Annotated in this window: 9 protein-coding genes; 2 read left to right on the top strand and 7 right to left on the bottom strand. The window is 73.9% G+C overall.

The features are described from left to right. Nucleotides 1-10: 10 nt before the first annotated feature. Together H0S66_RS06190 and H0S66_RS06185 are read left to right on the top strand one after the other, a co-directional pair. On the top strand, nt 11-280 hold the full coding sequence (locus H0S66_RS06190; protein ID WP_179614607.1) for a hypothetical protein: 270 nt from the start codon (nt 11-13) through the stop codon (nt 278-280). A 19-nt stretch (nt 281-299) separates the two neighbouring features. Next, nucleotides 300-1,223: a hypothetical protein gene (locus tag H0S66_RS06185; RefSeq protein ID WP_179614606.1), complete on the top strand. Its 924-nt coding sequence runs from the start codon at nt 300-302 to the stop codon at nt 1,221-1,223. A 46-nt stretch (nt 1,224-1,269) separates the two neighbouring features. Here the strand turns inward: H0S66_RS06185 and H0S66_RS06180 are convergent, their stop codons facing one another. From H0S66_RS06180 to H0S66_RS06150, 7 genes are all read right to left on the bottom strand, one after another. Then, on the bottom strand, nt 1,270-4,830 hold the full coding sequence (locus tag H0S66_RS06180) for a (Fe-S)-binding protein (RefSeq protein ID WP_179614605.1): 3,561 nt from the start codon (nt 4,828-4,830) through the stop codon (nt 1,270-1,272). A gap of 165 nt (nt 4,831-4,995) precedes the next feature. Then, nucleotides 4,996-7,536: an amidohydrolase family protein gene (locus tag H0S66_RS06175; protein ID WP_179614604.1), complete on the bottom strand. Its 2,541-nt coding sequence runs from the start codon at nt 7,534-7,536 to the stop codon at nt 4,996-4,998. Between the two features lie 126 nt (nt 7,537-7,662). After that, on the bottom strand, nt 7,663-8,631 hold the full coding sequence (locus tag H0S66_RS06170; RefSeq protein ID WP_179614603.1) for a DMT family transporter: 969 nt from the start codon (nt 8,629-8,631) through the stop codon (nt 7,663-7,665). Next, nucleotides 8,628-9,437: an IclR family transcriptional regulator gene (locus H0S66_RS06165; protein WP_179614602.1), complete on the bottom strand. Its 810-nt coding sequence runs from the start codon at nt 9,435-9,437 to the stop codon at nt 8,628-8,630. Before H0S66_RS06165 ends, H0S66_RS06170 begins: the two co-directional genes overlap by 4 nt. 29 nt (nt 9,438-9,466) lie before the next feature. Continuing rightward, nucleotides 9,467-9,889 carry a hypothetical protein gene (locus tag H0S66_RS06160; RefSeq protein WP_179614601.1) on the bottom strand — a complete coding sequence of 141 codons (423 nt, stop codon included), beginning with the start codon at nt 9,887-9,889 and terminating at the stop codon, nt 9,467-9,469. A 46-nt stretch (nt 9,890-9,935) separates the two neighbouring features. Further along, complete coding sequence (locus H0S66_RS06155) at nt 9,936-11,129, bottom strand: MFS transporter (RefSeq protein ID WP_258017122.1); 1,194 nt, start codon at nt 11,127-11,129, stop codon at nt 9,936-9,938. Nucleotides 11,130-11,278: 149 nt separating this feature from the next. Continuing rightward, nucleotides 11,279-12,592, bottom strand: a complete 1,314-nt coding sequence (locus H0S66_RS06150; RefSeq protein WP_179614600.1) for a choice-of-anchor P family protein — start codon at nt 12,590-12,592, stop codon at nt 11,279-11,281. Between the last annotated feature and the right edge of the window lie 141 nt (nt 12,593-12,733).

Raw genomic sequence — 12,733 nt, 5'->3', positions numbered from 1 at the left:
GGAGTCCCCGATGCCTGAGAGCACGACCGGAGCCACCCGCCGACACCAGGCGGGGGCCTTCGACATCCGCAACATCATCGGCTGGCTGATCGGGGCGTACGGCGTCATCCTCGTGCTGATGGGTCTCTTCGCCGACCCCGAGACCGACAAGACCGGCGGGGTCAACGCGAACCTGTGGGCCGGCCTGGCGATGCTGGTGGTCGCCGCCGTCTTCCTGGGCTGGGCGCGGCTGCGCCCGGTCTACGTGCCCGAGGGCGGCGACGAGTCCAGCGGCGGCTGACGCGCGCCAGGGCGGCGTCGTGGCGCGCCGCCAGCTGCTCGACCTCGACGGGGTGGACCGGGTCGACGTGGCTCGGATGCTGCGCCGCCGCGACCTCACCGAGGTGCACCGCGGCGTGTACGTCGAGCACACCGGCCCGCTGACCTGGTCGCAGCGCGCCTGGGCCGCGGTGCTGTGGGCCGCGCCGGCGGCGCTGTCGCACGAGAGCGCGCTGCGGGCTGCGGAGGGGCCGGGGCGTCCCAGGCGCGACACCGACCAGCTGCACGTCACCGTCGAGCGCGGGCGGCGCCTCGAGCCACCGCCCGGCGTCGTCGTGCACCGGGTCGGTGGCTTCGCGGCCCGGGTGCGGTGGAACGCCGGGCCACCGCGGATGCGCTACGAGGAGGCCGCCCTCGACGTCGCCCTGGCGGCGGAGAGCGAGCTCGACGCGGTGGCGGCCCTGGCCGACGCCTGCGGCTCGCTGCGCACGACGGCGCAGCGGATGGTCACCGCCCTCGACGCCCGGCCCTGGGTCCGGCGCCGGGCCTGGACCCTCCAGGTGCTGCTCGACGTCGCCGAGGGCACCTGCTCGGTGCTGGAGCACGAGTACCTCACCCGCGTCGAGCGCGCCCACGCCCTGCCGGTCGGCTCGCGCCAGGTGCTCGCCCGCCACGAGGGGCGCAGCACCTGGCAGGACGTCGTGTACGCCGACCAGGGCGTGGTGGTCGAGCTCGACGGCCGGCTGCACCACTCCTCGGTGCGCCAGCGCGACCGTGACCTCGACCGGGACCTGGCCCACGCGGTGGGCGCCACCGGCGGCGAGACGCTGCGCATCGGCTGGGGACAGGCGGTCGACCGCCCCTGCGCGACGGCCCGGGCGGTGGCGGCGGTCCTCACCCGCCGGGGGTGGACCGGCCGGCTGGGGTCCTGCGGAAAGTGTGGAGCCCCGGACCAACCAGGTTGATCCGGGGCTCCACACTCTGCCTCGGCGCGCGCGGGCCTAGCCTTGCTCAGAGGTCGAAGAGCGATCCCGACTCGTCGATCTCGACGTCGGTGCGCGGCGTGTGCGCGGCGCCGCTCGAGGTCGGCTTCGGGGCCGGCTCGGGGGTCGGCTCCTCGGTCGGCTCCTCGGTCGGCTCCTCGGCCGGGGGCTCCTCCACCACGGCCTCGGCCTCGGGCTGGGCCGGCTCGGGGGTCTCCTCCGCCGTGCCGGCGGCCTGGGTGGCCGCCGCGCTCAGCGCCGCGCCGTCGGGAGCGTCCGACGACACCGTTGACTCCGGCTCCGGCTCGGGCTCGGACGCCTCCGGCTCCGACGGCGCGGGCGCCGCCGACTCCGGCTGGGCAGGGCGCTCGACGGTCGTGGCCTCCGGGGCCTCGATGTCGAAGAGCGAACCCATGGCGTCGAGGTCCACGTCGGTCTTCGGCGCGGTCGCCGACCCCGAGGAGGCGACCGGGGCGGCCGCCGGGGCCGGTGCCGCCTCGGCCTTCGCCTCGGGCTCAGGCGCCGGGGTGGCTTCGACCTGGGGCTCGGGCTCGGGCTCCGGCTCGGCCTTCGTCTCGGCCTCCGGCTCGGCCGCGGGGGCCTTCGCGGTGGCGGTCGGCTCGGGGGCGGCGATGTCGAAGAGCGAGCCACCACCGGACAGGTCGGGCGCGGGGGCCTTGGTCTTCGGTGCCGCTGCCTCGGGTGCCTCGGTCGGCTCGGCCTTGGCCGCGGGGGCGGCGGGCTCGTCGCCGGCGATGTCGAAGAGCGACCCGCCGGAGCCCAGGTCGGCCTTCGGCGCCTCGGGCTCGGCTGCCTCCGCCTTCGGTGCCTCCGCCTTCGGTGCCTCCGCCTTCGGTGCCTCGGCCTTCGGTGCCTCGGCCTTCGGGGCCTCGGGCTCGTCGCCGCCGAGGTCGAAGAGCGACCCGCCGGAGCCGATCTCGTCGGCCTCGGGCTTCGCCTCGGTCTTCGCCTCGGGCTCGTCGCCACCGAGGTCGAAGAGCGACCCGCCGGCGGACGCCGGCTTCGCGGCCGTCGCCTCGTCGGCGACCGGCTTGTCCTCGGCTGCGGTCTCGGGGGTGTCGAAGAGCGACCCGCCCGAGGTGGCGCCGGCCGGCTTGTCGTCGGCCGCCGCGGCGTCGGGGGAGTCGAAGAGGCTGGAGCCGCCGCTGGCCTTGGCGAGCGGGCCGGCGTCCTGGGTCTCGACGACGGTGTCCTCGGTGATGGTCGCGTCGCCGGCCTCGGGCTCCGCCTTGGTGGCGGTGTCGTCGGCGGGGGCGGCGGGCGCCGCCTTGGCGGCCGGGGCCGCCGCAGCCGAGCCGGGTGCGGCCTTGGTGGCCATCTCGCCCTTGACCGAGGCGAGCAGCATCTGCGCGACGTCGAGGACCTCGACCTCCTCGCGGGCCTCGCCCTTCGACTGCTTCATGGTCAGGCCGTCGGAGAGCATCACGCGGCAGAAGGGGCAGCCGACGGCGATCTGGTCGGCGCCGGTGCCGACCGCCTCGTCCGTGCGGTTCATGTTGATCCGCTCGCCGGTGTTCTCCTCCATCCACATGCGCGCGCCACCGGCGCCGCAGCAGAAGGACCGCTCGGAGTTGCGCTCCATCTCCACGACCTCGGCGCCGGGCAGGATCTGCAGCAGCTCGCGGGGCGGGGTGTAGACGCCGTTGTGGCGGCCGATGTAGCAGGGGTCGTGGTAGGTGATCGAGCGCTTGTGGGCGCCCGCGCCCTCCTTGACCGGGGTCAGCTTGCCCTCGCGCACGAGGCGGTTCAGCAGCTGGGTGTGGTGGACCACCTCCAGCTCGATGCCGAACTCCTTGTACTCGTTCTTGAGGGTGTTGAAGCAGTGGGCGCAGGTCGAGACGACCTTCTTGACCTTGTACTCGGTCAGGGTCTCGACGTTCTGCGCGGCCAGGCCCTGGAAGACGAACTCGTTGCCGGCGCGGCGCGCCGGGTCACCGGTGCAGGTCTCGCCGTTGCCGAGCACGCCGAAGGAGACCCCGGCCATGTCGAGCAGCTCGGCCACCGCGCGGGTGGTCTTCTTGGCGCGGTCCTCGTAGGCGCCGGCGCAGCCGACCCAGAAGAGCCAGTCGACCTCGTCGAGGGACTCGATGTCCTCACCGACGACCTTGACGTCGAAGTCGAGGCCCTTGGCCCAGTCCATGCGCGCCGTGGACGACATGTTCCACGGGTTGCCCTTGTTCTCCAGGCCCTTGAAGAGGCCGTTGAGCTCGGCAGGGAAGTTCGACTCGACCAGCACCTGGTAGCGGCGCATGTCGACGATGTGGTCGACGTGCTCGATGTCGACGGGGCACTGCTGCACGCAGGCGCCGCACGAGGTGCAGTTCCACAGCACCTCGGGGTCGATCACGGCGGCGCCGTTGCTCGGGTTGTAGAACCACTCGCCGTCCTCGAGGCCGTCCATGCGCCCACCGGTCTCGCCGACCAGGGGACGCTCGACCTCGGTGGCCAGGGCCGTGTCGCCCTCGAGCATCGCGGCCCGCTCGTCCTCGCCGGCGCGCAGGTAGGGCGCCTTGGCGTACGTCGCGTCGCGCAGCGCGGTGATCAGCAGCTTGGGCGAGAGCGGCTTGTCGGTGTTCCAGGCCGGGCACTGGCTCTGGCACCGGCCGCACTCGGTGCAGGTGGTGAAGTCGAGCAGGCCCTTCCAGGAGAAGTCCTCGACGGCGCCGACGCCCAGCTTGGCGTCCTCGTCGAGGTCCTCGATGTCGTCGAGGCTGACCCGCTCGCCGTTGTTGGTCAGCGGCTTGACCGCACCCAGCGCGGTGGTGGCGCCGTCGGTGTCGCGACCGGTCGACTCGCGCTTGAAGAAGATGTTGAACCAGGCGGTGAAGCGGTGCCAGGCCACGCCCATGGTCAGGTTGGAGGAGATGACCATCAGCCAGATCATCGCCAGGACGACCTTGATCATCGCGATGACGACGATGGTCGTCTCCAGGGCGCCCTCGTTGCCGGCGACCCCGGCCGGGAAGAGCGCCTCGCCGACGATGCTGGAGATCGGGAAGTGGAAGGCGGTGAAGTCCTCGGGGTGGGCCGAGTCGATCTGGCCGAGGTTGTACTCCGCGCCGCGGATGAAGAGGATCGCGGCGCTCTCGACGAGCACGAACGCCTCGACGAAGTAGGCCTGCCACTGGTTGGAGCCGAAGAACCGGCTGCGGCGGCCCTTGTCGCGCGGGTGGTTCAGCTGGCGGACCACGATCAGGAAGATGATGCCGATCGTGCCGAGGAGGCCCAGGCCCTCGCTGACCCACTCGAAGAGGAAGAAGTGGCCGATGATCGGCAGCGCGAAGTCGGGGTTGAAGAGCTGGACGTAGCCGGTGGCCACTGCCGCGGAGAGCACGATGAAGGCGGCGTACACGAACCAGTGCATCACCCCGATCCAGTGCCACTGCAGCATCCGGGTGTGCAGGAGCGACTCCTTGAGCAGCGTCACCGAGCGTCGTACCGGGTTGTCGGTGCGGCTGATGGGGGTGCCGAGCCGGACGGTGGCCACGATGGCGCGCACCGCCCGCACGGTCATCGCCACGGCGACCGCCGTGAACGCCAGGGACACCACGATGGCGAAGGTCTGCATGCGGACGTGCTCCTCGGGTTCTGTTGGCGCGCGGCTACCTGCGCGCCTGCGTGAGCCTAGGCCCCAGCGTCGGTGCCGTCAGGCTCCAGTCGGGGTGAGATGGAGCCTACCGGGCGGTAACTTCAACGCCAGCGGGTGTCTGCGCAGCGGGCCGCCGCCCGGGGGTCACGAGCGGCGCACGCCGCGCAGGGTGCCGCGCTTGGTGAAGGTGGCGGTCATCTCGACCTCCGAGCCCCCGCTGCGGGCGCAGAAGCCGAAGGTTCGGCCCAGCCGGGTGTAGGGCTGGCCGACCTTGCGCATCACCTGCGTCGTGGTCATCCCGCGCTCCAGGCGGCGCTGCACGGTGGCCACCGGCAGCTGCCGCTCGGGGTTGCGGCAGGAGTCGGGGGCGATGCCGTAGGCCCGCTCCCACATCTGCAGGTAGCCCTCGGCGCCGCGGGCCATGTCGTCGAGCACCGCGCGGCCGTCACCCTGCTGGGAGTCCGCGACCCGGCCGAGGTCCTCGATCCAGTCGGGGTAGAGGCCGTACTGCGCGACCCCGTCGGCGTTGATGTCGTAGACCCGCTCGCCGGCGCGCTGCTGGCGCACGGTGACGCCGCCGAGGCCCTTGAAGGGGTAGGTGACCGGGTTGGGCACGTCGACGCCGCGCGGGTCGCCCTGGGCGCCGAGGCCGTTGATGTCGGCGCCGTAGCCCATGGCGAAGTAGTAGCGCTCGTCGGCCCAGCCCACGTGGCGGCGCCACTTCTCGACGAAGCCGGTGGAGTCGCCGGCGTACGGCGTGATGAAGCCGCCGAGCTCGTAGATGCGCGGGTAGGCGTCGGGCGTCGACCAGGAGTGGCTGGAGAGCAGGCCCTGGTAGCCCAGCTCCTCGATCTGGTCGAGGGCCTGGTTGCGCGCCTTGACGCTCATGTGGTCGGGGTCGAAGACGATCTTGCGCTCGGCGAGGCTGTTGATGGTGTGCTCGCCCAGGGTGGTCAGGCCGCGCGCGTTGCAGTGGTTGGTGCGCGGGTAGAGCGGCAGGGCGGGCAGGTTGAGGGTGCCGAAGAGCTGGCCGATCGCCCCGAAGAGCGCGTCCTGCTGGTCGGCGGAGATCTCGGGAGCCGCGAGGGTCTGGTTGCGGTCGTGGTTCTCGGTGTCGGCCGGGGCGCAGGTGCGCATGTCCCAGAACGTGCCGGTCTCGAGGAAGTTGGCGGCGTTGACCGCGACACCGGTCTCGCCGGCGTCGCCGGCGATGCCCGACAACGCGTTGTCGAACTTGTTGACCAGCTCCATCTGGCGCACGCCCAGGTCGTGCATCTCGTCCATCTGCTCGTCGATGGTCTCGGCGTCGCACTGGGCCAGGTCGCCCAGCGGCAGCTTCTTGAAGGTGCAGCCGAAGGGCACCGAGGTCTCGATGCCCAAGATCACGGCCATCTTGCCCTCGTTGATCACCTCGCGGGCCTCGAAGGGGCTGGTCACGATCCGGTAGAACCCCTTGCCGGGGCCGCCGAACTGGGCGTCGACGTAGTCCTGGAACTCGACGGTGCGCTGGATCTGCAGGCGCACGGAGTCCATGTCGTCGCAGGAGTTCCGCTTCAGCGGGTAGAGCTGGCACAGCTGGTTGTTCTCCACCAGCAGGTTGGTGAACAGGCGCTGGCCGCCGCGCCAGGCGCGCTCCATCCAGCGGTAGTAGGTGCCCTCGTGGGTCAGGGAGTTCGGCGCGGGCCAGTCGACGAAGGTGGGCCAGCCGACCGGGTCGTGGCCGACCTCGCCCGACAGGGCGGTCTCGAGCAGGGCGCCGTAGCCGCCGGTGAGGGTGTGGTCCTCGCAGTCGGTCAGCGCGACCTCGGCCCCGAACCGGTCCCAGGGCTTGCCGCAGTGCACCTCGCCGCCGAGGAACTCGTAGGCCATGTGGTGGGTGTGCGCGTCGACGTAGCCGCGGACCTCCTGGAAGGGCGTGACGCCGGTGTGGGGGCGGCCCTTGACGTCGACCTGGGCCTCGGGCCAGCGGGCGCAGCCCCGGGCGGTCGTGAGCCGGAACGCGGTGGCCCCGTCGAGCTCGAGCCGCTCGCCGTCGTTGGTGAACGAGAACCGCTTGCCCTTCTTGGTCGCGGTCCACACCGTGCTGTCGCTGGGCTGGGTGGCGGTGCCGCCCCCGCTGCTGCGCAGGGTCTCGTCGGGCAGCAGCAGCAGGTAGTCGCCCAGGTCGGTGGCCTGGAAGTAGGTCGGCTCGCCACCGGGGACCAGCGTGTAGCAGCCGCGCGCCATCGCGTAGCGGGTGCGCGGGTGCGTGGTGCGTTTCGGGTAGGCCTTGGTGGAGCCGAGCCGGGGGTCGCGCCGGGCCCGCTCCTGCGCGACGTACGCCGCCGCGGCGGCGCGCTCGGCCGCGGTCGTGGGGTCGCGGGTCTCCGCGCCGAGCTCGCCGGCCCGCGAGACCGCGTTCTTGGTGGCGGGGTCGACGTCGAGGCGCACCTCGTGCCCGTGGGCGTCGGTGAACGGCAGCGTCCCCTGCCCGCTGGCCGCGTCGTGGGCGGCCTGCAGCCCGCCGCGGGCCTGCGCGCCGCGCGCGGCGTCCGTCGCGGGGGTGCTGCTGCCCACCAGGCCGGGGAGCACGAGCGCGGCACCGACCACCAGGGCGGCGCCACCGGCGGTCCAGGCGAGCCGCCGGGTGGTGCCGGGCTCGCGGGAGCCCCGGGTGGGGCGGGTGTCGGACGGGGTGCGGCGCATGGTGACCTCCGGGGGGAACGAGACACGAAAGTGACACATGTTCACTGACCTGTCGAGACGCTCGTCACAGTGTGGGCACCCCGCGACGATCGCGCCGGGGTTCGCGGGAACTCGCCGGGCGTGGGATCAGTGCGGGTCGGCGTGCGGGGGCACGCCCGGCAGTGCCGCGGTCGGGCCGGCGGTCGCGGCCACCGCGTCCCCGTCGTCGCGAGCCAGGCCGGCGACGGCGCCCAGGATCAGCACCGTGCCCACGACGCCGCCGGGGCCGAGCCGCTCGCCCAGCACGACCGCGGCCAGCAGCGCCGCCGACAGCGGCTCCACCAGCGTGACCAGCGCGGCGGTCGAGCCGCTGGTGGTGCGCAGCCCCGCGTAGAAGGCGGCGTACGCCCCGGCCATCGTGAAGAGGCCGAGGTAGGCGAGCAGGGCCAGCGCGGCGGGGTCACCGGTGAGGTGCGGGCCACCACCGAGCAGGGCGACGGGCACCAGCGCCACCGCCCCGACGCCGGTCGTCGCGGTGGTCAGCACCAGCGGCGGGGTGTCGCGGGCCAGGGCGCCACCCCAGCCGGTGGCCAGGGCGTAGAGCACCCCGGCGGCCACGGCGACCAGGAGGCCGGCCAGGGGCCGTGGCCCCACGCCACCCCCACCGTGACCCGTCGAGGTCGAGACCAGGGCGAGGCCGGCCAGCGCGGCGGTCACCACGAGCAGCCGCGTCGGGCTCGGCGCCCGGCGGGCCGTCACCGCCTCGCTCACGCCCAGGAGCACCGGGGCCAGGCCCAGGCTCACCACCGTCGCGACCGTGACGCCGGCCCAGGTGACGGCCAGGAAGTAGAGGAGCTGGTAGCCCGCGGTGGCCAGACCCACGGCCAGCACCCGGCGCGGCCGCGCCCGCAGCAGCGCCAGCAGCCGCCCGCCGGTGCGCTGGGCGAGCACCACCGCCAGCAGGGCGGCCAGGGCGAGCGCGAGCCGCCAGGCGCTGATGGTCGGCACCGACAGCGGCACCTGCTCGCGGACCAGCTGCACGACCAGGCCGCCGGTGCCCCACAGGAACGCGGCCAGGGCGATCTGCGAGACGCCCCACCGCGTCGACGTGCTCACCGGGCCCGCCCGCCGCCCAGGCGGCGGGTGAGCTGGTCGGCGGTGCGGCGCACCTCCGCGGCCAGGGCCTCGACGCCGGCCGGCCGCTCGACCTCGTCGACGGGGTAGGTCACCGCCACCCCCGCGACGGGGTGGTCGTTGTGGTCGCGGACCGCGGCCGCGACGCTGGCCATCCCCGTGCTCACCTCGCCGTCCTCGGTTGCGTGCCCACGCGCCCGAGTCTGGACGAGCAGCTCGCGCAGGGCCGCCGGCGTCCGCGGCCCGAGACCGGTGCGCTCGACCATCCCCTCGGGGCCCGGGTAGGTGGCGCGCACCTGGGCCGCGGAGAGCCCCGCCAGCAGCGCGCGGCCGCTGGCGGTCAGGTGGGCGGGCAGCCGCACGCCCACGTCGGTGACCAGCGGGGCGCGGCCCGGGGCGCGCTCCTCGAGGACGTAGAGCACGTCACGCCCGTGCAGCACCGCCAGGTGGGCGTTGTGGCCGGTGCGGTCGACGAGGGCGGCCAGCGCCCGCCGTGCGATCCGCTGCAGCGGCACCTGGCGGGCGTAGCCGCTGCCGACCTCGAAGGCCGCGACCCCCAGCCCGTAGAGGTGCTCCTCGGGCAGGTGGGTCACGAAGCCCTCCTCCACCATCACGCCGAGCAGGTGGTACGCCGTGGAGCGGGGCAGGTCGCAGGCGCGGGCGATCCGGTCGACCGGCACCGGGTCGGGCTGGCCGGCCAGGAAGCGCAGCACCCGCAGGGTCCGGGTGGCCGCAGGCACCTGCGAGCCCTGGGGCGCGGGCTGCCGCGGGGACTGGTCGGAGGCCATGCGCGCAGCCTCCCAGACAGCAAGGCGGCTCAGGCGCGGTGGCGCCCCTCGGGTCCGTCGTCGGTGCCCTGCGTGTCCTGGGTGCTCTGCGTGTCGTCGGTGCCCGTGCCGGTGCTCGTCTCGGGGGCGAGCTCGTCCGCGGCGCGCAGCTGGTCCTCCTGCTGCGCCTCGTCGTGGGCGAGCACCTGCTCGGCGAGGTGCACCTCGGCGTCGGCCTCGTCGGCCCGGGCGTGCGCCTCGTCGGCGCGGACCTGGGCCTCCTCGACCCGGTTGCGCGAGGCGGCGATCGGCTCGTCGTGGGCGGCCGCGGCGGCCCGCAGCTGACCGGCCTGCTCGACACGGGCGGCGCGCAGGCGGGCGTTGCGCCTCGTCAGCGCGACGACGGCGAGACCCACGAGGACCGCGACGACCAGGACGGCGATGACGAGGAGGACGAGGCTGGTGGTGGACATGTAGATCTCCTACCCCGCTGGCCAGCGGTCGAACCCCGCTCACCCCTCAGGTCAGGTCGTGCTCCTCGCGCACCGGCACCAGTCGCACGGCCAGGAGCGGGAAGAGCCCCGCCAGCGCGAACGCCGCGGCGTACCCGGCCCGGTCGACGAGCAGGCCGGCCAGCGGGGGGACGGCCGAGGCGGTGAGGTACTGCGCGGTGTTCTGGGCGCCCAGCGCCCGCCCCGACCAGTGCGGTCCGGCGCGCTCGGCGACGGCGGTGAAGGCGAGCCCGTTGTCGGCGACGGTCAGGACCGTGGCCAGCACCACGAGCGGCACCGCGACCGCGGCGTCCTGGCCGGCGGCCAGGCCCAGCAGCACCATGGTGGCGCCGGCGGCCACGGCCACCCAGCGCAGCGGGCGCAACCGGCTGGCGACCACGTCGCTGAGCTGGCCGGCCGCGATCCGGCCGAGCGCGCCGGCGAGCTGGGCGCCGGCGACCAGGCTGCCCGCGGCCGCGGCCGACCAGCCCCGGTCGCTGACCAGCCAGACCAGCGCGAAGGTCCACACCAGGAACTGCGGCACCACCAGCAGCACCGAGACGCCGTGGATGCGCGCCAGGTAGGAGTCGCGGCGGTAGGGGTTGGGTGCGCGCTCGCCGGCGCTGAGGGCCGGGCGCGGCGGGTCGACCACGACCAGGGCCACCACCAGCGCGGCCGCGGCCGCGACGACGACCGGGACGGCCAGGGCGGTGGCGACGCCGTACGTGTCGGCGACGACGGCGATGCTGACGGCGGCGAGCGCGACCCCGGTGGGCTGGGCCATCTGGCGCACCCCCATCGCCAGCCCGCGCCGGTGCGGCGGGAACCAGCCGACGACGACGCGCCCGCTGGCCGAGCCCGTGCTGGCCGCGGCCGCGCCGGCGACCAGCAGCGCCACGAAGAGCGCGACCGGGCCCCGCGCCGCCATCGCGACCAGCCCGACGACGGCGGTCAGGGCGAGCCCGCTGACCAGCACGAAGCGCTCGCCGCGGCGGTCGGTGAGCAGGCCCCACGCCACCAGCGTCAGCATCACCCCGATCGTCGGGGCGGCGGCGACCAGCCCGGCCTGCGGCAGGCTCAGCCCCTCGTCGCGCAGCACCGGGATCAGGAAGGCCGGGCCGTGGATGGTCACCGCGGCCGCGCCCTGCGCCAGCGTCGAGGCGCCGAGCATCGCCCACCGGCGGCGGGAGGAGGGCTCGGTCGCGGGCGGGCGGGTGGTCACCGCCCCATCTGACGCCCTCGGGGGCCGGGGGAGCCACCTCGTCCCACGGATCCGGGGTGTGAGAAACCAGACGGCCCGGGGCGAGGGCCCGCGTGCTGCGGGTCGTCGCCCCGGGCCGGTGCCGGGTGGTGCCGGGTGCTGCGGGTGGCTCAGCGGTCGGCGATGGTCACCTTCGAGGTGGCCAGGTCGACCACCGCGCCGGTGCCGTCGAGCAGCGTGATCCGCAGCCCGATGATCCGGATGCCGTTCTTGATCTTCTTCTTCAGGCCGGTCTGGATCTTGAGCAGACCGGGGATCTCGAGGCCGTCGAGGTCCTCGAGGCTCTGCGCGTCGCCGCCGCCGGCGGTGATGGCGCCGACCTTGGCCGAGGCGCTGCGCTTGAGCCGGCCGCTCTTGAGGCGGGTCACCTTGGCCTTCGACTCGATCGCGTCGAGGACCAGGGCACCGTCGCCGAGGTCGAGCTTCGCGATGCGCGCCACCTCGGTGCCGACCGCCTTCTTCCTGGTCTGCTTGCCCTTCTGGCGGGCGCTGGCGGCCTGCACGACGATCTGGTCGCCGAGGTTGACGTCGGCGGCGTCGGCCGCCTGCCACTCGTTGTCGGTGCCCAGGCACGGCATCGTCTGCCGCACGACGCGACCGACCTGGACCAGCTCGCCGAGGACGTTGGCCTTCACCGGGATCGCGCTGCCGCCGAAGATGCCGGTCTTGAAGCCCTTCTCGAGCTTCGACATGCTGCGCGCGACCTTCACGGTGGTGCCGGTCGGGATCACCTCGATCACCACGCCCACGGCGTAGGCGCGCGAGCGGTTCTTGTCCGGCTCGGGCTTCTCGATCATCCGGCCCAGGCTGATGTTGGCGATCCCCGGGATCGGGATGGTCTGGCCGGGCGAGGGGATGTCGATCTGGATGGGGTCGCCGCCCGCCGGGGTCAGGGTGATGCCCGCGATCTTGGTGACCGCGGAGGAGGCCCAGCCCTCCTCGGTGTCGAAGGAGGCCTTGGTCGTCGAGACGATGCCCGAGATCGACAGGCTGCCCAGCGGGGTCTCGGCGAGGACGATCTCGGCGACCTTGTGCTTGGACTTCTGGAAGGTCGTGGTGCCCTTCTTCTTGCTGACCACGCGGGAGAAGACACCGCGCACGGTCCCCAGACCCGGGACCTCGGTCTCCTCGACGAAGTTGCGGTTCTTCTTGCCGGCGATCGTGGTGCAGGCCATCGAGCTCAGCGCCACCCGGCTGGAGTCGACGGGCAGGTCGCCGCCCTCCACCACGGTGCCGTAGCCGTTGCCCTTGAAGACGAAGGGGGTGCGGGTGCGCTTCTCGGCGACGGCCGGGGCCGCGGAGGTGGCTGCGCCGTCGCGGGGGGTCGGTTCGGCGGCGGTGGCGGGGGCGAGCGAGAGGCCGAGGGCCAGGGCGGCCGTCGTGGCCAGGGTGGCCACGAAGGGCAGGGGCTTGGTGGGGGACATGAGACTCCTTCGACGCCTACTCCTGGTCCCGAGACAGGATCTGCGTGGTCGGTGGGGGAAGCGGTGTACTGCTGGTACGGACCAGTCTGGCTGATCGTGGACGCCGGTGTGGCGTTTTGCACCACCCGATCGGTCAAGACT

It is taken from the genome of Nocardioides marinisabuli (assembly GCF_013466785.1).
Taxonomy (GTDB): Bacteria; Actinomycetota; Actinomycetes; order Propionibacteriales; family Nocardioidaceae; genus Nocardioides; species Nocardioides marinisabuli.
Note: the sequence above shows the minus strand (reverse complement) of the source record. Positions and strands in the feature narration are given on the sequence as shown.

What these genes read in the sequence shown, in the direction of transcription:
- H0S66_RS06165 (WP_179614602.1), bottom strand. Translation starts at nt 9,437, where the DNA reads ATGGCCTCCGACCAGTCCCCGCGGCAGCCCGCGCCCCAGGGCTCGCAG.
- H0S66_RS06180 (WP_179614605.1), bottom strand. Translation starts at nt 4,830, where the DNA reads ATGCAGACCTTCGCCATCGTGGTGTCCCTGGCGTTCACGGCGGTCGCC.
- H0S66_RS06150 (WP_179614600.1), bottom strand. Translation starts at nt 12,592, where the DNA reads ATGTCCCCCACCAAGCCCCTGCCCTTCGTGGCCACCCTGGCCACGACG.
- H0S66_RS06160 (WP_179614601.1), bottom strand. Translation starts at nt 9,889, where the DNA reads ATGTCCACCACCAGCCTCGTCCTCCTCGTCATCGCCGTCCTGGTCGTC.
- H0S66_RS06175 (WP_179614604.1), bottom strand. Translation starts at nt 7,536, where the DNA reads ATGCGCCGCACCCCGTCCGACACCCGCCCCACCCGGGGCTCCCGCGAG.
- H0S66_RS06190 (WP_179614607.1), top strand. Translation starts at nt 11, where the DNA reads ATGCCTGAGAGCACGACCGGAGCCACCCGCCGACACCAGGCGGGGGCC.